Consider the following 19591-nt stretch of genomic DNA (forward strand, 5'->3'; position numbering starts at 1 on the left):
AAGGAGACCGAATGAGTGAAGATTTCTCCCGGCGCTCGCTGCTCAAAGCAGCAGCGGCGCTGGCCGGTGGTGGGTTGCTCGTCGGCTGCGCGCCCGGAGCGTCGCGATCGACGACCGACCTGAGCTACTGGCACCTTTTGACCGGTGGTGACGGGACGGTGATGGCCGGCCTGGTGGACGCCGTCAACGCCGCGAACCTCGGCTTCCACACCACCCAGACCGTGCTGGCCTGGGGTCCGCCGTACTACACCAAGCTCGCCATGGCCTCGGCCGGCGGCCGCGCTCCGGACGTCGCGATCATGCATGCGTCCCGGATCGCCGGCTATGCACCAGGTGGTCTGCTCGAGCCCTGGGATCTCGACCTGCTCGCCGAGGCCGGCCTGCACGAGAGCGACTTCCCAGCGCGGGTCTGGGAGAAGTGCCAGTACGACGGGAAGCTGTACGCGATCGCGCTCGACACGCATCCGTTCGTCCTCTACTACAACACCGATCACGCCGAGAAGGCCGGTGTCACGGACACGCTGCACTCGCTCAAGAGCCCCGAGGAGTTCACCGAGGTCGCGACCAAGCTCCAGGCGGTCACCGGCAAGCACGGTCTCTCGTACGGCTATCTCGGCGACGGCGCGCAGATGTGGCGCTTGTTCTACACGCTGTACCGGCAGACCGGCGCGGACATGAAGCTCGTACCCGGGCAGCAGGCCCAGGTCGACAAGGACGCCGCGGTGCAGGTGCTGACGTTCATCCGCTCGTTGCTGAACGACAAGCTCGCGTCTCGCAGCGGCGACGGCGGTACGGCGACCAGCGAGTTCCTGCACGGCGAGAGCGGCATGTTCTTCGGTGGTGTGTGGGAGTTGCCGGTGCTGAAGGATGCGAAGCTGCCGGTCGACGCGCTGCCGATCCCGACGATGTTCGGGACCCAGGCCGCGTACGCCGACTCGCACACGTTCGTGTTGCCGCGGCAGTCGAAGGTCTCGCCGGAGCGTCGCAAGCACGTCTACACGATGGTGGCCGAGTTGCTGAAGCGCTCGGTGAAGTGGGCCGGCGGCGGTCACATCCCGGCGTACCAGCCGGTCGCGACGAGTGCGGAGTACCAGGCGCTGAAGCCGCAGTCGAACTACGCGGGCATCCCGGCGTACGTGAACTACGACCCGGACGTGTGGTTCAGCGGGGCGGGCAGCGACTTCCAGAACTACTTCGCCGAGAACGTGCAGAACGTGTACCTCGGCAGCGGTGACCCAGGCGCCGGGTTCGACGGCTTCGTCGCCCGGCTGAACAAGTTGCTCGACCGTCCGCAGCCGGTGTGAGAGGAGAGACACAGATGAGAAAGCGTGACGAGACGCTCACCGGCTGGGCCTTCGCGGCACCGTTCGCCGTCCTGTTCGTACTGTTCCTGGTGGTGCCGGCGGTGTACGGCCTGTACCTGAGCTTCACCGGCGAGACGCTGACCGGCGCCGGCAGTGGACTGGTCGGTTTCGCCAACTACGGCGAGGCTCTGACCGACCCGGACATGTGGAAGTCGCTCGGAAACACCTTGTGGTTCACGGTGCTCAGCACGATCCCGCTGGTGGTGCTGTCGCTGGCCCTGGCGTTGCTGGTGAACCTCGGCCTGCCGGGACGGTGGCTGTGGCGGCTGTCGTTCTTCATGCCGTACTTGCTCGCCTCGACGGTCGTGGTGATGTTCTGGAGTTGGATGTACAACCCGACGCTCGGGTTGATCAACGGCGTGCTGGCGAAGTTCGGCGCGGCGCCGGTGGCGTGGCTGCAGGACCCGAAGGTGGCGATGCTGTCGGTCGTGATCACCACGCTGTGGTGGACGATCGGGTTCAACTTCCTGCTCTACCTGGCCGCGTTGCAGAACATCCCCGAGCAGCAGTTCGAGGCGGCCGCGATCGACGGCGCCGGCAAGTGGCGGCAGCTGTTCTCGATCGTGATCCCGCAGTTGACGCCGACCACCGTCCTGATCCTGACGCTGCAGGTACTCGCGTCGCTGAAGGTGTTCGACCAGATCTACATGCTGACCAACGGCGGCCCGGCTGGTAAAACGCGGTCGATCGTGCAGTACATCTACGAGTCCGGCTTCACCGGCTACCGGTTCGGCTACTCGTCGGCCATCTCGTACCTGTTCTTCGCGCTCATCGTCCTGGTGTCGCTGGCGCAGTACAAGCTGATCAACCGCAGGAGCGCCGCATGATCAAGCAAGGTCACAAGCCGGGTGAGAATCCGTGGAGCGTCTCGCGAATCGTCGCGCTCCTGGTGCTGGCAGTCCTCGCCGCCACCTGGCTGGTCCCGTTCGCGTGGTCGGTACTGACCTCCTTGAAGAGTGAGGCCGACGCCGGGGCGTCGAAGCTCAGCCTGAATCCGCCCGACGGCTTCAGCTTCGCGGCGTACCGCAAGGTGCTGTCAGCCGGCGACATCCCGTCGTGGGCGTGGAACAGCCTCATCACGTCGGTCGCGATCACGCTGATCACCGTCGCGACGTCCGCCCTTGCCGGGTACGCGTTCTCGCGGGTGAACTTCAAGGGCAAACGACTGCTGTTCGCCGCCATCATCGCGGCGATCATCATCCCGCCGCAGTTGCTGATCGTGCCGCTGTTCCGGCAGATGCTCGCGTTCAACCTGGTCGACACGTACTGGGGCATCATCCTGCCGCAGGCGTTCGCGCCCGCGATGGTGCTGATTCTCAAGCGTTTCTTCGACCAGATCCCGGTCGAACTGGAGGAGGCGGCGCGGGTCGACGGGGCGAGCCGGCTGCGGGTGTTCTGGTCGATCGTGCTGCCGTTGTCGCGGCCGATCCTCGCGGCGGTGGCGATCTTCGTGTTCATCGGCGCCTGGAACAACTTCCTCTGGCCGTTCATCGTGACCACCGACGCGCACCTGATGACGTTGCCGGTCGGCCTGCAGACGGTGAAGAGCGCGTACGGCCTGCAGTACGCGCAGAACATGGCGTCGGCGATCCTGGCCGCGCTGCCGCTGGTCGTGGTGTTCCTGTTCTTCCAGCGCCAGATCATCAAGGGCATCGCAACTACTGGCTTCGGTGGCCAATAGGTTTCCTGAGCTTTCCTGAGACCTGGATTCCGGTACTCGGGATTCCGGTCACCATCCCTTGAAAACATCGTCACTCTCAGCAATTGTTGACCGCTACCGCCATCACTCGGGGGCAGTAACGACGAGAAGGGGGAAGTGTGTCAGCGATGAGTAGGCTCGCCGGGCAGTGCCGTGATGTGAGGAGTCACGGCAACGCCGGTCTCGGACGAGCTTCGGTCCAACCGGCGGTGTGTACCGGGATCCACGAGGTGAGCTCGTCGATTCCGTCGGTACCACCGCGACGCGTGGCCGTGCTGAGGTTGAGCAACGGTATGACGACCACGCTCCGACTCAGGTCCGGTGTTCAGGCACCGGTGCCTGGCACCACGGTGTACGTCCAAGGTGGCCGGGGCATGGGTGATCAGCCCGCCTCAGGTGGGGTCATCCTCGCGTCGGGAGTCTGAGTCAGTGACTCGCCGGTCTCAGGTGTCCAACGCCCAGCTGAGGCCGGCAAGTCCCTCGAACGGTCACGATTCCATCGGGTCGGTGAACTCCCGGATCTCGATCGGCGAGTACGGCGCCTCCGGCAGCCGCGCCGCGATCTCCGTCGCGCGCTCGAGGCTCGCGCAGTCGACCACGTAGTAGCCGGCCAGCACTTCCTTGGCCTCGGTGAACGGCCCGTCGGTCACCGCCGGTACGCCGTCCTGGACCCGTACGACCCGCGCGTTCTTCGTGGTGAGCCCGATCCCGTCGACGAGCTCACCGTTCGCCTTCAGTTCCTCCGACAGCACCCGGTGCTGGTCGAGCACGCCGTCGATGCCCTGCTCGTGCAGCGTGTCCCAGGTCTCGTCGTTCCCGTAGATCAGCAGCATGTATTTCATTTGTTCACGGTAGCGACTACCAGGTCGCACCCGCGGGCTGCCGGGTCGTCGTGTTCAGCCGGTTGAACAGGTTCGTCAGGCCGATCATCAGGATGATCGCGGACAGTTCCTTCTCGCCGTAGTGGTCGGCGGCCGCGTCCCAGATCTCGTCGCTGACCGCGGTCGGGTTGTCGGCCAGCCGCGTCGCCGCCTCGGTCATCTCCAGCGCGGCCCGCTCGGCATCGGTGAACAGGTCCGAGTCGCGCCACGCGGCCACCTGGTGCAGCCGCTCGTCGGTCTCGCCGTTCTTCAGCGCCGACTTGATCCCGCCGAACACACACGGGGAGCAGCCGTTGATCTGGCTGGCCCGCAGGTGCACGAGTTCCAGCACCTTGCCGTCGGTGCCGGAGGCGCCGATCGCCTTGTAGATGTTCTGGATGCCCTTGGTGGCGTCCGGCAGGATCATCGCGGGGTTGGTCATCCGTGCTTGCATGATCAGATCTCCATCAATTAGTTGCAGTTGGTTGCTTTCACTGCCTTGACGGATGCTGCGCGGCGGATGTGACAGCGAACCGCAGATCATTTTCCAGCCGGTTCGCCACGGGCACGGTGGGGTCGGAGTACTGCCCGGTCAGGCAGATCGGGCCGGCGTACCCGAGCTGCTGCAAGGTGGCGAACACGGCCGGCCAGTCGGACAGTCCGTTCTCGGCCTCGACGAAGTTCGTCTTCCAGGTACCGTCGTCGCGGACGTAGTGCACGTTCTTGAGGTTCACGATGCCGAGCCGGTCCGCCCCGAGCTGCAGGGTCACCGCCGGGTGGTCGCCGGCGAGCGCGTCGTGGGCCGCGTCCCACACCAGCTTGTAGTGGTCGGGCAGGCCGTCGAGCAGTTGCAGTACGCCGAGCGTCGACGACACGTACCGGCCGTGATGTGGTTGTACGCCGACCTGTACGTCGTACCGTTCGGTGAGTACGACGGCCTGCTCGAGCAGCTCCCGGTTCCGCCGGACCGATGCGGCGTACCCGTCGGCGCCGAGCTCGGCCATGATCCGGATCATCGGTACGCCGGCCTCGGCGCAGGCGGCGAACACCGGCTCGGACAGGTCGCTCGCGACGCTGATCGGTTCGATGCCCTCGGCCCGTAACTGCCCGGTGAACTTCGGCAGCTCCGCCTCGGCGTTCGCCGCGGTCACGTACGCCGTGTCGCGGACCGGCACCTCGGCGCCGCCGAACCCGAGGCCGGCGATCAGCCGGCCGAGCTCGTCCCCAGGCAGTCCCGCCCACGGTTTGGTGAAGACGGACCACAGATAGGACATCAACGGCCTCCCAGCCCACTCATGGTGATACCTCGGACGAACCAGCGCTGCGTGAGGAAGAACAGCACGATCAGGGGGATCGTGGTGACGGTCGCGGCCATCAGCAGCAGGTTCCACTGCGTGCCGTTGGTGTCCTGGAACACCTGCAACCCGACGGATGCCGTACGCGTCGCGTCGCTGTTCGAGATGACCAACGGCCACAGCAGGTTGTTCCACTGTCCGATGAACTTGAAGACGGCCAGCGTCGCGATCGCCGGTACGGCGAGCGGCACGATGACCCGGACAAACGCCTGCCAGCGGTTCGCGCCGTCGAGCCGGGCCGCCTCCTCGTAGTCGCGCGGAATCCCCAGGAAGAACTGCCGGAGCAGGAACACCCCGATCGCGGTGAACGCGTGCGGCAGGATCATCCCGGGCCAGGTGTCGATCCCGTGCAGCTTCGCGACCAGGACGAACTGCGGGATCAGCGTCACCTGCGAAGGAATCATCAGCGTCGCGAGGTAGATCCCGAACAGCCAGCTCCGGCCCGGGAAGTTCAGCCGGGCGAACGCGTACGCCGCGAGCGCCGCGGTGACCGTTTCGAGGATCGTCGTACCGCCGGCGAAGTAGATCGTGTTCAGCAGGTACTTGCCGAGCGGGACCAGGTCGAAGGCGCGGGTCAGGTTCTCCGGGTGCCAGCTGCTCGGCCAGAACGACGGCTTGGCGGCCATCGACTCGCCGTCGGACTGGAACGCGACCAGCACCATCATCACGACCGGGATCAGCGTGACCGCGGTGACCAGGAAGCAGGCGAAGACAACCAGCTTCTGGCGGATTTCAGTTGTCATAGTGGACGAGCCTCCGCTGGAACAGGAACTGGCCTGCGGTGATGATCACGATGAACGCGAACAGGACCAGCGACTGCGCGGCGGCGTACCCCTGGTCGTAGTTCTCGAAGCCGGTCCGGTAGATGTACATGACCAGCGTGGTGGTGCGGCTGCCCGGCCCGCCGTTCGTCATGATCAGAGCCTGGTCGAAGACCTGGAACGAGCCGATCACCGACGTGACGACGACGAAGAACAGCGCGGGGGAGAGCATCGGCAGCGTGATGTGCCGGAAACTGTTCCAAGTGGAAGTACCGTCCACGCGGCCCGCTTCGTAGAGCTGCTGCGGGATCGCCTGCAGACCGGCCAGGAACACCACCATGCCGAACCCGAAGCTCTTCCAGACGCTCATCAGGATCAGCGCCGGCATCGCCCAGTTGTCCGAGATCAGCCAGGACGGCCCGTCGATGCCGAACCATCCGAGCACGGCGTTCACCAGGCCGTCGTGCGGGATGTACAGCCAGATCCAGACGAACGCCACCGCGACCGTGATGGTTGCGTACGGCAACAGCAGGAGGCTTCGGAAGACCGCGATCCGGCGGACGCCCTGGTTGAGCAGGAGGGCGAGCGCCAGGCTGACCAGGATCGTGAGCGGGACGCTGACCAGGGTGAAGTACACGGTGTTGCCGAGCGCGGACCAGAACGTCGGGTCCGGGCCGAGGCGGGCGAAGTTGTGCAGGCCGGCCCAGGTCGGGGCGCTGAACAGGTTCCAGTTCAGCAGCGAGATGACGCCCGCGGCGACGACCGGTCCGGCGGTGAAGATCAGGAAGCCGATCAGGCTCGGGAGGATGAACAGCCAGGCGGTCAGCGCCTCGCGGCTGCGCCAGCGTGGTGTCGGAGGCTGCCCGGTGACAGCAGGCTTGGTGGTGACCGGTGCGGTGTCTGCCGTTGAAATGGCCATCAGGATCACCCCTTCCTGGCGGTGGCTTGGCGGGTGGTGTCGAGATGCTGACGCATCAGTACGTCGAGCCGCGGCGTCAGACCGTTGATGGCATCCGCGACCGTGACCTGGCCGAGGAACGTCCGCGGCAGGTCCTGTCCGAGCAGCTGCTTGACCTGGTTCCAGTTCGTGGTGACGTCGAACGCGTGCCCGCCGGCGAGCTTGCCGGCCAGGATCTGCTGGACGATGCCGAGGTTGTCCGGTGGCGGCTGGAACGCGCTGCCTGCGCTCAACCGGGCCGGGTTGTTGCGGCCGGCCTTCGCGTAGATGTCCAGTGCGCCGGTGCTGGTCAGGGTCTTGAGCAGCTTCCACGCAAGGTCGAGCTGCGGTCCCTCGCGGACCGCCGACGGAATCGCGAAGCTGGAGCCCGAGACGCGGGGCGTACTGCCTGCCGCGCCGGCCGGGAATGGGATGATGTCCCAGTCGAACTTCGCCTTCCGGGCGTTCACCACCTGCCACGGGCCGTTCTGCATGAACGCGACGTTGCCCTGCATGAAGTTCGACAGCGAGCTCTCGGTGACGAGGTTCTTGATCGGCGGCGTGACCTTGTCCTTCACGAACAGGTCGATCACGTACTGCAGCGCCTGCATCGCCTCGGGGTCGCCGAGCGTACTGTGGCTCGCGTCGTCGCTCATCACGTTGCCGCCGGCACAGTAGATCCACGACACCAGGTCGTCGATCGCCGGCGCGCAGGTGAACCCGTACTGCTCGCCGGGCTTGGTGAGCTGCTTGGCCAGGTCCCGGAACGTTGCCCAGGACATCGGTTCGGTCCGCGACGGGAGCGGGATGCCCTGCTTGTTCAGCAGGTCCTTGTTGTAGTACATGACGGTCGGTGCGACGTCGAAGCCGATCGCGTATGTCTTGCCGTTGAAGCTGGAGATCTTCCGGCTGGTGCCGTAGAAGTCGTCCAGGCTGAAGTCCGGGTCGGCCGCGATCAGGTCGTCGAGTGGACGGTGCGCGCCGCGGGCGGCGTACGTCGGGATCAGGGTGCCGTTCAGCGCGGTGACCAGGCTCGCCGTTCCGCTGACGAGCTGCAGGTCGAGCTTGGTCGGGTAACCGCTCGACGGCGTGAGGGTGGCGACGGACTTCACGCCGAGCTGCTGCTCGACGTACTTGCCGAAGTCCTGCCACACCTTCTTCTCGGCGGCGCTGCTGGACCACATGGACCAGGTCGCCGTACCGGCCGGCGGCCCTGACGAACACCCGGCCGCGACGGCTCCGACTCCGGCCAGGCCTGAGAGTTGGAGGAACCTGCGGCGGGACAGGTTGGTGTGCATGGTTCTCCTCACCGGTAGAGCAGGTCGATCGACTCGGCGCGGATGCGCTCCTCGTCGACCTCGACGCCCAATCCAGGGGCGGTGGGGACCGTTGCGACGGCCTTGGTGATGTTCAGCCCGTCGACGTACAGGTCGGTCAGCAGCTCCGGCCCGTTGAGCTCGGCGGGCAGGGCGAGCTCGAGCTGGCTGAACACGTGCAGCGCGGCGGCGAACGCGACGCCGCAGTCGGTCAGCCCGCTGGCGAGGATCTCCACCCCACCGGCGAGCGCGGTCTGGGCGGTCTTGAGAGCGTTCCGCAGGCCACCGGACTTGCAGACCTTGATCACCACCAGGTCGGCGGCGTCGAGGCGGATCGCGCGAGCGAGGTCCGGCGCCGAGAAGCTGCCTTCGTCGATCGCGATCGGCAGGTCGATCAGCTCGCGCAACCGCTGCATGGCGAGCGTGTCGGTACTCGGTACTGGTTGCTCGACGCAATGGATCGTCCGGATGTCCCTGGTCCGGTCGAGCAGCCGGCGGAGCGCGGCGGGACGGTACGACTGGTTCGCGTCCAGCCAGAGGGGTTTGCCGTCGGCAACTTCCGCGACGGTCTCGATCGCGGCCGTGTCGGCGTCCAGGTCGCCGCCGATCTTGACCTTGTACGCGGCATAGTCCGACGACTGGATCGCGTGGTCGCGGACCACGTCCTGGTCGCCGACGCCGATCGCCGAGCAGAGCGGGATCTCGTCGTACACCTTCCCGCCGAGCAGCGCGTGGACGGGGACCCCGGCGAGCTTGCCGGCCGCGTCGTGCATGGCGACGTCGACGGCGGCGCGGGCGAACGGGAAGCCGTTGGAGACCGCGGGGCTGAGGCGTTTGGCGGCGCGTTGGTGGAACAGTTCGATGTCGAACGGGGTCAGCTCTTGGAGGATCGGTGCGAGGTGGCGGCGGATGACGACGGCCATGGTTTCGGCGGTCTCGTAGCTCCAGCTCGGGAGGGCGCGTTGCTCGCCCCAGCCGACGACGCCGTCCTCCGTCGTGAGCTTCACGAAGATCACCGCACCGGCTTGGTCGGGGGCAGCGTCGGGGGAGCCGACGGTGCCACTGCCGAGTACGAACTTCCGCGCGAACGGCACCGCGACCGGAAAGACCTCGACCTGCGCGATCCTGCTCATGCCGCGATCGACCAGACCGCTGCGTCGACAAAGCTGGGCCCGCGTGTCCCGTCCTCGAGCCACCTGAGCGCATCGCGCACCACATACCCCGCCAGCGCCAGATGCCCCTCCGCGGTATCACCAGCGATGTGCGGCGTCAGGAGCAGATTCTGCGACCTCAGAACGTCCTGTTCGAACGCGGGCGGTTCCGGGTCGTAGACGTCCAGCGCCGCGTAGATCCGTCCGCCCAATGCGTGTTCGAGCAGCGCAGGCTGATCGATCGCAGGTCCGCGTGAGGAGTTCACCAGCACCGCACCGTCTGGAAGGTTCTCGATCAGTGCGCGCGTGATCATGCCCTTCGTCTCCGGCACGTTCGGGACGTGGATGCTGAGGAACGGCGCACTGGCCGCGTCGTCGAGCGTCGTCGTCCGTACGCCGAGTTCCTGTGCGCGCTCTGCTGTGAGGTACGGGTCGTACACCGCGACATCGCAGCCGAACGGTTTCAGCATGGTGATCAACGCCCGCGCCGTGCTGCTGGCGCCGACGATCCCGACCTTCGCGTCGGCCAGTTCGTGTCCGCGGTACTCCGTCTGCTTCCATCCGCCCCCGCGAACCGCCGCGTCGAACCGGGGCAATCGCCGCGCCAGCGTCAACATCGCGCCGAGGCAGTACTCACCCACCGACCAAGCAATCCGAGGCCCCGCCGAGAACACCGCGACCCCTTGCTCCAACACCACCGGATCCACCAGGTTCTTCACGGTCCCCGCCGCATGAGCCACCACCCGCGGCCCGTTCCCGTCGGCCCACAACTCTTTCCCGAGATGCGGCGTCCCCCAACTGGTCAGCAGCACATCAGTCCCCGCCGCCAACTCACCCACCACCGCCGGATCGATCGCCGGCGGCGTGCCCGGCCGGCCCGGGGAACTGGAGGGCGCCAGGGCGTGGTCGGCGGTCGCCCACACCACCTCGAACCGCTCCTCCAGCAGACTGCGGGTGTCCGCGTCGACTACGTCGTCGGCGCGTTCCGGGGAGATCAGGGCGGCCAGTCTTGGCAGGCGATTCGGCACTGGGGTAGCTCCTTCGGTCGGGCGTACAGCCGACGGTAGGCGGTTTCCGTTATGCCGGTCCAAGCCCATTTCCGCATGAACCGATACCGTGGCTGCATGGATCTGTCGCTGCAGCAACTCAGAGGTTTCGTCGCCGTCGCCGAGGAACTGCACTACGGCCGCGCGGCGCAGCGCCTCAACCTGACCCAGCCGCCGCTGACCCGCCAGATCCAGGGCCTGGAGCGGTCCCTCGACGTACGCCTGTTCGACCGCACCGGCCGGGGCGTCCGGCTGACGGCCGCCGGGGGAGTGTTCCTGGAGCACGCCCGCCGCGTACTCGCCCTGCTGGAAGTGGCGCCCGAGGCAACAAAACGGGCCGCGGACGGCACCACCGGCACACTGCGCCTCGCCTTCACCGCGATCGGCGCGTACGCCGTACTCGCCGACTTCCTCACGATGGTCGGCAAACGCACGCCGGGCGTCACGGCGGAGCTCACCGAACTCGTCAGCCCCGCGCAGTTCGAGGCGCTGGCCAACCTGGAGATCGACCTGGGCCTGGTCCGCCCGCCGATCCCGGAGCGTTTCGAGTCGCTGCTCGTACACTCCGAAGACCTCGTACTCGCCGTCCCGGCCGCGCATCCGCTCGCGGCGGGCGACGGGCCGGTGTCGCTGGTGGATGCGACCGACGACTACATCGGGTACAGCCCGGAAGGCTCGCAGTACCTGCACGACATCTGCGCGGCGATGATCGGCATGGACCGGTACGCCGTCAGCCAACTCGCCTCGCAGGTTCCGACGATGCTCGCGCTGGTCCGCGCCGGCCTCGGCTGCGCGCTGATCCCGCGTTCGATCATGGCGATGGGCGTCGAGGGTGTCCGCTACCGCGAGCTCGACGCGGCCGACGCGCACTCGGTCACCCTGCACGCCTGCTGGAGCCCCGACAACCCGAATCCCGCCCTGCAACGCCTCGCGGAGTCGCTGCTTGCCGATCCGCACTTGACCTAGAGCCAGCTCTAATTCGTACGCTCGGTCCCATGAGCGCACAACACAAGATCGGCTCGGGTTTCGGGCACGACAGCACCGCCGACGAGGTCCTCGCCGGAATCGACCTGACCGGCAAGCTCGCGGTCGTCACCGGTGGGTACTCCGGCATCGGTCTGGAGACCACGAAGGCGCTGGCGAAAGCCGGCGCGCACGTCGTCGTACCGGCCCGCCGTCCGGACGCGGCCCGCGACGCGCTGGCCGGGGTCGACGGCGTGGAGATCGACGAGCTGGACCTGGGCGACCTGGACAGCGTCCGCGCCTTCGCCGACCGGTTCCTCGCGTCGGGGCGGTCGATCGACCTCGTGATCGACAACGCCGCGATCATGGCGAGCCCGGAGACGCGGGTCGGGCCGGGCTGGGAGGCGCAGTTCGCGACCAACCACCTCGGCCACTTCGCGCTGGTGAACCGGCTCTGGCCGGCGATCGCGGCCGACGGCGGGGGCCGGGTCGTGTCGGTGTCGTCGACCGGGCACCGGCGCTCGGACATCCGCTGGGACGACCTCGAGTTCCGGCAGGGGTACGAAAAGTGGGCGGCGTACGGGCAGGCGAAGACCGCGAACGTCCTGTTCGCCGTCCAGCTCGATGCCCTCGGCAAGGACTCCGGCGTCCGAGCGTTCGCACTGCATCCGGGCGGCATCCTCACCCCGCTGCAGCGGCACCTGACCCACGACGAGATGGTCGGCTACGGCTGGATCGACGAGGACGGTACGCCGCACGTGGCGTTCAAGACCCCGGAGCAGGGCGCGGCGACCTCTGTCTGGGCGGCGACGTCGCCGCAACTCGACGGGCTCGGCGGCGTGTTCTGTGAGGACTGCGAGATCGCGGAGATCTCGACCGACGACGCTCCGGGCGTGCGGCCGTACGCGATCGACCCGGCGTCGGCGGAGCGGTTGTGGACGGTGTCGGCCGAGCTCACCGGGGTGAACGCGTTCGGCTAGAGTCGTCACTCGGTGAACAGTGAGATCGTGGACCGCCTGCGCGCGGCCGGGTGCGTGTTCGCGGAGGACGAGGCCGCGCTGATCGTCGAGGCGGCACGCGACGCAACGGTCGAGACGATGGTCGAGGCGATGGTCGAGGCGATGGTCGAGCGGCGGGTGGCCGGTGCGCCGTTGGAGTACGTCGTCGGCTGGGCGTCGTTCTGCGGGTTGCGGATCGGCGTCGATCCGGGGGTGTTCGTTCCGCGCCGGCGGACCGAGTTCCTGGTCGCGGAGGCGTTGAAGGCGACTGCTCCGGGCGCGGTCGTCGTCGATCTCGGCTGCGGTTCCGGTGCGCTCGGCGCGGCGGTGGCCGCTCGGCGCGAGGTGTCGTTGTACGCCGCCGACGTCGAGCCCGCCGCAGTGCGATGCGCCCGGCGCAACGTCACGCCGTACGGCGGGACCGTCTACCAGGGCGACTGGTTCGACGCGCTGCCGGTCGAGTTGCGCGGGCGGATCGACGTACTGCTGGCGAACGTTCCGTACGTGCCGACCGACGAGATCCGGTTGCTGCCGGCCGAAGCCCGGTTGTACGAACCGCACGTGACCCTCGACGGCGGGGCAGATGGGTTGGCGAACCTTCGTCGCGTCGTCGCCGGCGCCGTTGACTGGCTCACGCCGGGCGGGCACGTGTACGTCGAGATGAGTGACCGGCAGGCGCCGCTCGCCCAGGACGTGATGGTCGCGGCCGGGCTCGGCGCCGAGGTCGTCACGGACGACGACCTCGGCGCGAACGTTGTCCACGGCATCAAACCCGGCGCTGGACGTGCAGCAGGTACTCGCGCCGGTTGAGTGGATCGTGGTCCGTGCGCGGACGTTCCGGGACCGCGCCCGTGACCGGCTGGTAGCGCTCGAACGCCGACTCCAGGACGCCTTCGCCGCGGGTGAGCGCGGGGAGCTGCTGTTCGAGTTCGTACACGGCGGCTGCCGGGATTTCTCCTTCCAGGGTTGAGGTTTCGGCGGCCAGTGCCGGTACCTGCGGGATCGCCCGGAGTCTGGCCAGGGCCGCGAGGACGGCGCGGGTCGTGTCGGTCGGGATCTCCAGCTGGAAGCGGTGCAGCGGCTCGTGCACCGTCGTACCGGCTTGCTGGAGCGCGGTCATCAGGACCACCGGAGTGAGGAACCGGAAGTCGCCGGCGGTGCTGGACATGCTCTTGTCGAACACCGCGTGCGAGTGACTCTGGCGCGCGGAATACCCGGAGTGCGTCATCACCACATGGGCGTCGGGGATCTGCCAGCCGTGCAGGCCCTGCTGGAGAGTCTCCCGGACGGTTTCCTCGACGGCCTTGATGAACGCGTACGGCATCGACCCGAGTTCGACCTCGAGCTCGAAGGTGACGCCCGCGTCGACCGGGGCGGGTTCGACGCGCAGGCCGACCGTGGCGAGGAACGGGTTCGGGTCCTTCTTGTTGAACTCGACCGCCTCGCCGACGCCGTCGATCCGCTCGATGTGGATCGTGGTGGTCTCGCGGAAGTCGACCGCGATGCCGTACTCGGTGGCGAGCGTGGTCTCGATGACCTCCTTCTGGACTTCCCCGTACAGCGACACGTACGTCTCCTGGCGCAGGTCGTCCTGCCGCAGGTTGATCAGCGGGTCCTGCTCGGCGAGCTGGGTCAGCGCGACGCGCAGGTTGCCCTTGTCGGACGGCCGCCGCGGCGTAACCACGGTCTCCAGCGTGGGCCGCGCGAACTTTGCGGAAACAATTCGTCGCTCTGCGCAGGATTTGTTCCGAAGATCGGTGATCACGTCGCCGATCCGGATGTCGCCGAGGCCCCAGAGTTTCCCGATCTGCCCGGCGCCGACGCCGTCGCCCGGGTCGCTGTCGCCGTACGTCTGCAGTGCGGTGATCTTGCCGTCGGTGTCGCCGTACCGCACGCGGTCGCGGATGTTCGCCGTACCGTCGAAGATCCTTACGTAGGCGATCTTCTCGCCGGCGGGTCCGCGCTCGACCTTGAAGACGGTGCCGTCGAGCGGGCCGCCGGTACCGCGGGCGCGGGGGAGCAGGTCGCGGATCCCGTCCGTGAGCGCGTCCGTGCCGGCGCCGGTGATCGCGGACCCGAAGTACACCGGGTGTACGAGGGCACGGTGGGTCTGCTCCACGAGTACGTCGTGCAGCGCGAGCGGAGCGCCGTCGACGTACCGCTGGAGGAGGTTGTCGTCGTGCTCGGTGAGCAGGTCGAGCAGTACGTCGTCCTGCACGATCGGCTTGAACACGGCATCCGCCGTGCCGAGGTTGGCCGCCTCACCCATCGGCACGATCCGCGGCGTCAGCTTCTGCGCGATCTGTCGCAGCACGCCGTCGTACTGCGCGCCGGCCCGGTCGAGTTTGTTGACGAAGATCAGGGTGGGGATGCGGAGGCGCTGGAGCGTGCGCATCAGCACCCGCGTCTGCGCCTGCACACCTTCCACCGCGGAGATCACCAGTACGGCGCCGTCGAGCACGCCCAACGCGCGCTCCACCTCGGCGATGAAGTCGGGGTGCCCCGGCGTATCGATCAGATTGACCCGCAGGTCACCGATCGCGAACGTCGCGACTGCCGTCTTGATCGTGATCCCTCGTTGCCGCTCGAGCGCCAACGAGTCCGTCTGAGTACTTCCGTCGTCGACGCTGCCCACCACGTCGATCACACCGGCGGCGTACAGCAGCCGCTCGGTCAGGCTGGTCTTCCCGGCGTCAACATGCGCCAAAATCCCAAGATTCAGTACTTCCACGCAGCTTCATGTCCTTAGAACAGGTGAGATCCACTTCCATGCCAGACACAAAGCGAGGTCGCATGACGGACTCCTATCAATCACCTGTTCTCAGTACCCGACGAGTACACCAACTCCTTCCGAGAACACACAAACCATTTAGCTGTCGCCTACATGTCAGTTGATGAGGGTGCCTACCGGGGTGCCGGTGGCGATGGTGGTGGCGGCGTGGGGGCGGTCTATGTCGAAGACGTGGAGGGGGAGGTGGTGGTCGCGGGCGAGGATGAAGGCGGACTGGTCCATGACCCCCAGGCCTCGGTCGATCACCTCCTGGTAGGTCAGGTGGTCGAAGCGGGTGGCGTCGGGGTACCGGTTGGGGTCGGCGTCGTACACGCCGTCGGTACCGTTCTTCGCGACCAGCAGCGCGTCGGCCTGTAGCTCGATCGCGCGCTGGACCGACGGGTAGTCGGTGGTGGTGAACGGCTGGCCGTTGCCGCAGGCAAGCAGGACGATCGAGCCCTTCTCCAGGTGCCGCAGCGCGCGCAGACGGATGTACGGTTCGGCGAGGTTCTCGATCGGGAGCGCGGTCATCAGGCGTACGCCGTGTGCCCCGAGTGCGGCGAGCCGGCCGCGCAGCAGGACCGCGTTGATGACGGTACCGAGCATGCCGATGTTGTCGGCCTCGACCCGGTCGATGCCCCAGTCGCCGGCGCGGTTGCCGCGGAACACGTTCCCGCCGCCGATCACCACCGCGACCTGGACGCCGGTGGCGCGGAGTGCGATCACCTCGGTGGCGAGATGGGTGAGCCGGTCGCTGCTGAAACCGAACTCGTTCGAGCCGGCGATCGCCTGCCCGGAGAGCTTGAGGACGAGCCTGCGATACATGCCGCAACATCTATCACGGCACCCGGGGCAGGCCGCAGCGCAGCGGGCCGCCGTGAGTTGTCCCCGGTGGGTTCTAGGCTCGGGTCGACGAGGAGGTGGGCATGATGGACATGGTGTCCGACTGGCGGAAGCTGGCGCAGGCGTGGCAGACGAGATTCCTGATCGACGCCTACGCGGACGGGGTTCGGTTCGCGGCGGCGGTGGGGGAGGCGTGCGGGGAGGCCGTCCCCGAGCTGCGGCTCGGAGCGTCGTACGTGGATGTCGCGACCCGCGACGAGGGCCTGGCCGAGCGGATCAGTGCGGTGGCGGCCGAGCAGGGGCTGAAGGCCGATCCGGCCGCGGTGGCGCAACTCGAGATCGCGCTGGACACGGCGGAGCTGGTGGAGATCGGGCCGTTCTGGGCGGCCGTACTGACCGGGAGCACCGACTCGTTCACCGGGAACGATGTGATGGATCCGACCGGCCGGGTCGCGAACCTGTGGTTCCAAGGGACGACGCCACACGAGCCGCCGCGGCAGCGCTTCCACCTGGACCTGTGGCTCCCGCCCGAGGTCGTGCCGGCGCGGATCGAGGCGGCGATCGCGGCCGGCGGCAAGGTCGTGTACGACGACGAGGCGCCGATGTTCATCGTGCTCGCGGACCCGCAGGGCAACAAGGTCTGCCTGTGTACCTCGGAGGGCCGCTGAGATCTGCTAGCGTTCGGAGTGACTCGAGGAGGTGTGTGATGGCTAGGAAGGTTCTCCGGTTCCGCGCCGTTCCCTCCTCGACTGCTGCCTGCTGACAGCTCTCCCTCCGGACCGATCGGTGCGTCGCGGCGTCTGGCCGCGGATCACGCATGCCGCTGTCGCAGCGGCGTGCTCCGTGCCGATCGAACCGGAGCTTCCGCATGTCCTCGCTTCATGCTGCCCTCGCCCGCGCCGTGACCGGCGTGCCGCACCACGAACTGCGTCGCCGCGCCGACGCGCTGTCCGACCGCTACCGCAACGAGCAGATCGACGACGCCACGCCCGGTCTCGGAGATGAGCTCGACGCGTTGGCGTACGCCGTCGTACGAATGCCCGCAACCTTCCGCGCGATCCACGCTGCCCTCGCCGCGGTCGACGCGCCCGTCAATACCCACGTCGATCTCGGCGGCGGCACCGGGGCCGCCGCGTGGGCGGCGACTGAGTACTGGCCAGGACTGCGTACCGAGATCGTCGAACGCCAGCCGGCCGCGGTCCGCCTCGGCAAATCTCTTGCTGAAGGCAACAACTGGCGGTGGACCCTGGGCGATCTTCGCAGTTGGGACGGCGCCGTGGGAACCGATCTGGCGACGATCGCGTACGTCCTCAACGAGCTGACTCCCGACGCACGACACGCTCTCGTCGACGCCGCGGCCCGATCCGCGCAAACGATCGTCGTCGTCGAACCAGGTACTCCGGCCGGCCACCGCCGCATCCTCGAAGCCCGCGACCAATTGCTCGCCCACGGCCTCCGGATCGCCGCGCCGTGTCCCCACGAAAGACCGTGCCCGGCCACTTGGTGCCACTTCGCCGCACGTCTCCCACGCACCGAACTGCATCGCGTCCTCAAGCACGGCACCCGCAACTTCGAGGACGAGAAGTTCACCTACGTCGTCGCCACGCGCAACCCGGTCCGCCCGGCACCGGCCCGCGTCATCACCCGTCCGCTTCACCCGAAGAACCGCGTCGTTCTCGACCTCTGTACGGAGTCCGGTACGACCGAGCGGATCGTCGTACCGAAGTCGTCCGACGCCTACCGCGCCGCGCGCAGCACTAGCTGGGGCGACGAGTGGTGCAACCGGTTGCAGCTCGAGCCGTAGTTGCCCGGACGATCAGCGAGGTCCCGAGGAGGACACGACGGTCGGGGTCCTCGGGGTTCTCGAGTCGCTGCAGGAGGAGATCGACGGCGGCCGCGCCGGCGTCAGCCGCATGCGAGGAGACCGTGGTGAGCGCCGGGTACACCTGTGCTTTCAGTACGTCATCGCAGCCGACGAGGCTGATGTCGTCCGGGACGGAGACACCACGTTGCGTCAGTCCGGCCATGACGCCGTGGGCGAGGACGTCGTCGAAGGCGACGGCCGCGGTCGCCCGGCTGTCGAGCAGCGCCGGCGCCGCCTGCATCCCGGCCTCGTAGTTCGACACCTGCCCGGGCAGCATGATCGCCTCGATCCCGGCCCGCTCTGCGGAGCGTTTGACCGCCTTCTTCCGTTGGGCGTTGGCCCACGAGCGGGCCGGGCCGGCCAGGTACGCGATCCGGGTGTGGCCGAGTTCCGCCAGGTGTTCGACGGTGGCGCGTACGCCGTCCGCGCTGTCGACGAGCACCCGCGGGATGCCGGTGACGTCACGGTTCACCAGTACGACGGGGCGGCGTACGGCGAGGTCGCGGATCTGCTTCTCGGTCATCCGGCTGGCGGCCAGTACGAACCCGTCGGCCTGCGGGGTCAGCCGCCCGACCATCGTGTGCTCGCGGGCCGGGTCCTCGTCGGTGTTGCCGAGCAGCAGCGCGAGCCCGGCGGTCTCGGCCCGGCCCTGGGCCGCGCCGATCATCGGCGGGAAGAACGGATTCGCGATGTCAGGCACGATCATCGCGAGCAGCCCGTGGCGTCCGGTGGACAGCGCCTGCGCGGTCGGGTTCGGTACGTAGCCGAGCTCGGCCGCGGCGGCGCGGACCCGGGTGACGGTGTCGGCCCGCAGTACGCGGGGATTGCTGAAGGCCCGCGAGACCGTCGCGCGGGAGACGCCCGCAAGCGCCGCGACGTTGGTGATCGTCGGCGCCGCGGGGTCGTTGGAGGCCATGCAGCGCAGCCTAACGGCCGCCGCAACCGGTTGCACGCCGACGGGTCAGGGATGCCCCACCAGTAGGCAGAACGGGTGGCCTGCTGGGTCGGCCAGGACGTAGAGGGGTTCGTCCGCGTCGGTGGAGCGGTCGTGGAGGACGGTCGCGCCCAGGTCTACGGCGCGGCTGCGGTGGCGTTCCAGTTCCTCGGCGGAGGGTACGGCGTAGTCGACGTGTAGCTGCATCGGTACGTCGGAGGTCGGCCAGGTGGGTCGTTTCAGCTCGGCCACCTGCTGGATCGCCAGCTGACGGTTGCCGTCGGCATCGAGCAGCACGATCCAGTCGTCGTCGTCGCCGGGGCGGAAGCGAAGGCCCAGGAGGTCGCGGTAGAAGGCTGCCAGGGCGGGCGCGTCCGTCGTGTCGAGAACGGTGTGCATGCGGCGCGGGTACACCAGGTCGAAGCGGACGATGACCAGCTCGTCGCTCGGCTTGAGGTCCGGGTAGTAGCTGCTGAGGCCAGGGATCACCTCGTCCGCGCCGGCGAATCCGTCCTCGCGGGCTTCCTCGTCGGTCACCGCGTCCACCCGCTTCGCGAGTGCCGACACGATCCGGCCGGGCAACCGGACCTCTTCGTCGAACTCGAACACCAGGTCGGCCGGCCCGACCTCGACCGGGTCGTTGAAGCGCATCGTGATCCGCTTCGTCCCGGCCCGGACCGCGTCGAGGTGCGTGGCGCGGAAGCGGAGTTCCTGGAGGCTCATGCGACCG

20 protein-coding genes are annotated in these 19591 nt (G+C 67.9%); 8 read left to right on the top strand and 12 right to left on the bottom strand.

Features of this window, described 5'->3' with window-relative positions; all coding sequences use genetic code 11:
* The first annotated feature begins 11 nt into the window (after window positions 1–11).
* The 3 genes from ACFYRU_RS20340 to ACFYRU_RS20350 are packed head-to-tail and all read left to right on the top strand — an operon-like array spanning window position 12 to window position 3045.
* The gene (locus tag ACFYRU_RS20340) at window positions 12–1304 is read left to right on the top strand and encodes an extracellular solute-binding protein (RefSeq protein WP_387661038.1); all 1293 of its coding nucleotides are present in this window, start codon (window positions 12–14) and stop codon (window positions 1302–1304) included.
* 14 nt (window positions 1305–1318) lie between these two features.
* Window positions 1319–2191 carry a carbohydrate ABC transporter permease gene (locus ACFYRU_RS20345; protein WP_387661041.1) on the top strand — a complete coding sequence of 291 codons (873 nt, stop codon included), beginning with the start codon at window positions 1319–1321 and terminating at the stop codon, window positions 2189–2191.
* The gene (locus ACFYRU_RS20350; RefSeq protein ID WP_387661044.1) at window positions 2188–3045 is read left to right on the top strand and encodes a carbohydrate ABC transporter permease; all 858 of its coding nucleotides are present in this window, start codon (window positions 2188–2190) and stop codon (window positions 3043–3045) included. Before ACFYRU_RS20345 ends, ACFYRU_RS20350 begins: the two co-directional genes overlap by 4 nt.
* Window positions 3046–3551: 506 nt before the next feature.
* On the opposite strand, the gene ACFYRU_RS20355 is transcribed toward ACFYRU_RS20350, so the two are convergent.
* Genes ACFYRU_RS20355 through ACFYRU_RS20390 form a run of 8 tightly spaced genes read right to left on the bottom strand, consistent with a single transcriptional unit; the run spans window position 3552 to window position 10471 of the window.
* On the bottom strand, window positions 3552–3905 hold the full coding sequence (locus ACFYRU_RS20355; protein WP_387661046.1) for a YciI family protein: 354 nt from the start codon (window positions 3903–3905) through the stop codon (window positions 3552–3554).
* A gap of 16 nt (window positions 3906–3921) precedes the next feature.
* A complete protein-coding gene (locus ACFYRU_RS20360; RefSeq protein WP_387661049.1) occupies window positions 3922–4377 on the bottom strand; it encodes a carboxymuconolactone decarboxylase family protein in 456 nt (151 codons plus the stop codon).
* A gap of 37 nt (window positions 4378–4414) precedes the next feature.
* Entirely contained in the window at window positions 4415–5197 is a 783-nt protein-coding gene (locus ACFYRU_RS20365; protein ID WP_387661051.1) for a sugar phosphate isomerase/epimerase family protein, read from the bottom strand.
* The gene (locus ACFYRU_RS20370; protein WP_387661054.1) at window positions 5197–6021 is read right to left on the bottom strand and encodes a carbohydrate ABC transporter permease; all 825 of its coding nucleotides are present in this window, start codon (window positions 6019–6021) and stop codon (window positions 5197–5199) included. The genes ACFYRU_RS20365 and ACFYRU_RS20370 overlap by 1 nt, the downstream gene beginning before the upstream one ends.
* The gene (locus ACFYRU_RS20375; protein ID WP_387661056.1) at window positions 6011–6958 is read right to left on the bottom strand and encodes a carbohydrate ABC transporter permease; all 948 of its coding nucleotides are present in this window, start codon (window positions 6956–6958) and stop codon (window positions 6011–6013) included. The genes ACFYRU_RS20370 and ACFYRU_RS20375 overlap by 11 nt, the downstream gene beginning before the upstream one ends.
* A 5-nt stretch (window positions 6959–6963) precedes the next feature.
* Window positions 6964–8274 carry an ABC transporter substrate-binding protein gene (locus ACFYRU_RS20380; protein ID WP_387661059.1) on the bottom strand — a complete coding sequence of 437 codons (1311 nt, stop codon included), beginning with the start codon at window positions 8272–8274 and terminating at the stop codon, window positions 6964–6966.
* An 8-nt stretch (window positions 8275–8282) separates the two neighbouring features.
* On the bottom strand, window positions 8283–9425 hold the full coding sequence (locus ACFYRU_RS20385) for a mandelate racemase/muconate lactonizing enzyme family protein (RefSeq protein ID WP_387661062.1): 1143 nt from the start codon (window positions 9423–9425) through the stop codon (window positions 8283–8285).
* Entirely contained in the window at window positions 9422–10471 is a 1050-nt protein-coding gene (locus ACFYRU_RS20390; protein ID WP_387661065.1) for a hydroxyacid dehydrogenase, read from the bottom strand. Before ACFYRU_RS20390 ends, ACFYRU_RS20385 begins: the two co-directional genes overlap by 4 nt.
* Window positions 10472–10567: 96 nt before the next feature.
* On the opposite strand from ACFYRU_RS20390, the gene ACFYRU_RS20395 reads away from it, so the two are divergent.
* Genes ACFYRU_RS20395 through ACFYRU_RS20405 form a run of 3 tightly spaced genes read left to right on the top strand, consistent with a single transcriptional unit; the run spans window position 10568 to window position 13260 of the window.
* Window positions 10568–11455, top strand: a complete 888-nt coding sequence (locus ACFYRU_RS20395; RefSeq protein ID WP_387661068.1) for a LysR family transcriptional regulator — start codon at window positions 10568–10570, stop codon at window positions 11453–11455.
* Between the two features lie 29 nt (window positions 11456–11484).
* Window positions 11485–12432, top strand: a complete 948-nt coding sequence (locus ACFYRU_RS20400; RefSeq protein ID WP_387661070.1) for an SDR family NAD(P)-dependent oxidoreductase — start codon at window positions 11485–11487, stop codon at window positions 12430–12432.
* 12 nt (window positions 12433–12444) lie between these two features.
* Window positions 12445–13260: a putative protein N(5)-glutamine methyltransferase gene (locus ACFYRU_RS20405; RefSeq protein ID WP_387661073.1), complete on the top strand. Its 816-nt coding sequence runs from the start codon at window positions 12445–12447 to the stop codon at window positions 13258–13260.
* Here ACFYRU_RS20405 and ACFYRU_RS20410 read toward each other — a convergent pair.
* Window positions 13217–15181, bottom strand: a complete 1965-nt coding sequence (locus ACFYRU_RS20410) for a GTP-binding protein (protein ID WP_387661076.1) — start codon at window positions 15179–15181, stop codon at window positions 13217–13219. The two genes, ACFYRU_RS20405 and ACFYRU_RS20410, sit on opposite strands and share 44 nt — an antisense overlap.
* 156 nt (window positions 15182–15337) lie before the next feature.
* A complete protein-coding gene (gene pyrH / locus ACFYRU_RS20415; protein WP_387661079.1) occupies window positions 15338–16045 on the bottom strand; it encodes a UMP kinase in 708 nt (235 codons plus the stop codon).
* Window positions 16046–16146: 101 nt separating this feature from the next.
* Between pyrH and ACFYRU_RS20420 the strand changes: the two genes are divergently transcribed.
* Together ACFYRU_RS20420 and ACFYRU_RS20425 are read left to right on the top strand one after the other, a co-directional pair.
* Entirely contained in the window at window positions 16147–16731 is a 585-nt protein-coding gene (locus tag ACFYRU_RS20420) for a VOC family protein (protein WP_387661081.1), read from the top strand.
* A 200-nt stretch (window positions 16732–16931) separates the two neighbouring features.
* Window positions 16932–17867 carry a small ribosomal subunit Rsm22 family protein gene (locus ACFYRU_RS20425; protein ID WP_387661084.1) on the top strand — a complete coding sequence of 312 codons (936 nt, stop codon included), beginning with the start codon at window positions 16932–16934 and terminating at the stop codon, window positions 17865–17867.
* On the opposite strand, the gene ACFYRU_RS20430 is transcribed toward ACFYRU_RS20425, so the two are convergent.
* Window positions 17821–18843 carry a LacI family DNA-binding transcriptional regulator gene (locus tag ACFYRU_RS20430; protein ID WP_387661087.1) on the bottom strand — a complete coding sequence of 341 codons (1023 nt, stop codon included), beginning with the start codon at window positions 18841–18843 and terminating at the stop codon, window positions 17821–17823. The two genes, ACFYRU_RS20425 and ACFYRU_RS20430, sit on opposite strands and share 47 nt — an antisense overlap.
* 45 nt (window positions 18844–18888) lie before the next feature.
* On the bottom strand, window positions 18889–19584 hold the full coding sequence (locus tag ACFYRU_RS20435) for a VOC family protein (RefSeq protein ID WP_387661089.1): 696 nt from the start codon (window positions 19582–19584) through the stop codon (window positions 18889–18891).
* Between the last annotated feature and the right edge of the window lie 7 nt (window positions 19585–19591).

Source organism: Kribbella sp. NPDC004536, assembly GCF_042873835.1.
Classification (GTDB): Bacteria; Actinomycetota; Actinomycetes; order Propionibacteriales; family Kribbellaceae; genus Kribbella.

Excerpts from the sequence above, each read along its gene's own strand:
- ACFYRU_RS20345 (WP_387661041.1), top strand. The coding sequence starts at position 1,319 with ATGAGAAAGCGTGACGAGACGCTCACCGGCTGGGCCTTCGCGGCACCG.
- ACFYRU_RS20435 (WP_387661089.1), bottom strand. The coding sequence starts at position 19,584 with ATGAGCCTCCAGGAACTCCGCTTCCGCGCCACGCACCTCGACGCGGTC.
- ACFYRU_RS20375 (WP_387661056.1), bottom strand. The coding sequence starts at position 6,958 with ATGGCCATTTCAACGGCAGACACCGCACCGGTCACCACCAAGCCTGCT.
- ACFYRU_RS20360 (WP_387661049.1), bottom strand. The coding sequence starts at position 4,377 with ATGCAAGCACGGATGACCAACCCCGCGATGATCCTGCCGGACGCCACC.
- ACFYRU_RS20385 (WP_387661062.1), bottom strand. The coding sequence starts at position 9,425 with ATGAGCAGGATCGCGCAGGTCGAGGTCTTTCCGGTCGCGGTGCCGTTC.
- ACFYRU_RS20355 (WP_387661046.1), bottom strand. The coding sequence starts at position 3,905 with ATGAAATACATGCTGCTGATCTACGGGAACGACGAGACCTGGGACACG.
- pyrH (WP_387661079.1), bottom strand. The coding sequence starts at position 16,045 with ATGTATCGCAGGCTCGTCCTCAAGCTCTCCGGGCAGGCGATCGCCGGC.
- ACFYRU_RS20365 (WP_387661051.1), bottom strand. The coding sequence starts at position 5,197 with ATGTCCTATCTGTGGTCCGTCTTCACCAAACCGTGGGCGGGACTGCCT.
- ACFYRU_RS20395 (WP_387661068.1), top strand. The coding sequence starts at position 10,568 with ATGGATCTGTCGCTGCAGCAACTCAGAGGTTTCGTCGCCGTCGCCGAG.
- ACFYRU_RS20425 (WP_387661084.1), top strand. The coding sequence starts at position 16,932 with ATGTCCTCGCTTCATGCTGCCCTCGCCCGCGCCGTGACCGGCGTGCCG.
- ACFYRU_RS20370 (WP_387661054.1), bottom strand. The coding sequence starts at position 6,021 with ATGACAACTGAAATCCGCCAGAAGCTGGTTGTCTTCGCCTGCTTCCTG.
- ACFYRU_RS20430 (WP_387661087.1), bottom strand. The coding sequence starts at position 18,843 with ATGGCCTCCAACGACCCCGCGGCGCCGACGATCACCAACGTCGCGGCG.
- ACFYRU_RS20350 (WP_387661044.1), top strand. The coding sequence starts at position 2,188 with ATGATCAAGCAAGGTCACAAGCCGGGTGAGAATCCGTGGAGCGTCTCG.
- ACFYRU_RS20340 (WP_387661038.1), top strand. The coding sequence starts at position 12 with ATGAGTGAAGATTTCTCCCGGCGCTCGCTGCTCAAAGCAGCAGCGGCG.
- ACFYRU_RS20400 (WP_387661070.1), top strand. The coding sequence starts at position 11,485 with ATGAGCGCACAACACAAGATCGGCTCGGGTTTCGGGCACGACAGCACC.
- ACFYRU_RS20420 (WP_387661081.1), top strand. The coding sequence starts at position 16,147 with ATGATGGACATGGTGTCCGACTGGCGGAAGCTGGCGCAGGCGTGGCAG.
- ACFYRU_RS20380 (WP_387661059.1), bottom strand. The coding sequence starts at position 8,274 with ATGCACACCAACCTGTCCCGCCGCAGGTTCCTCCAACTCTCAGGCCTG.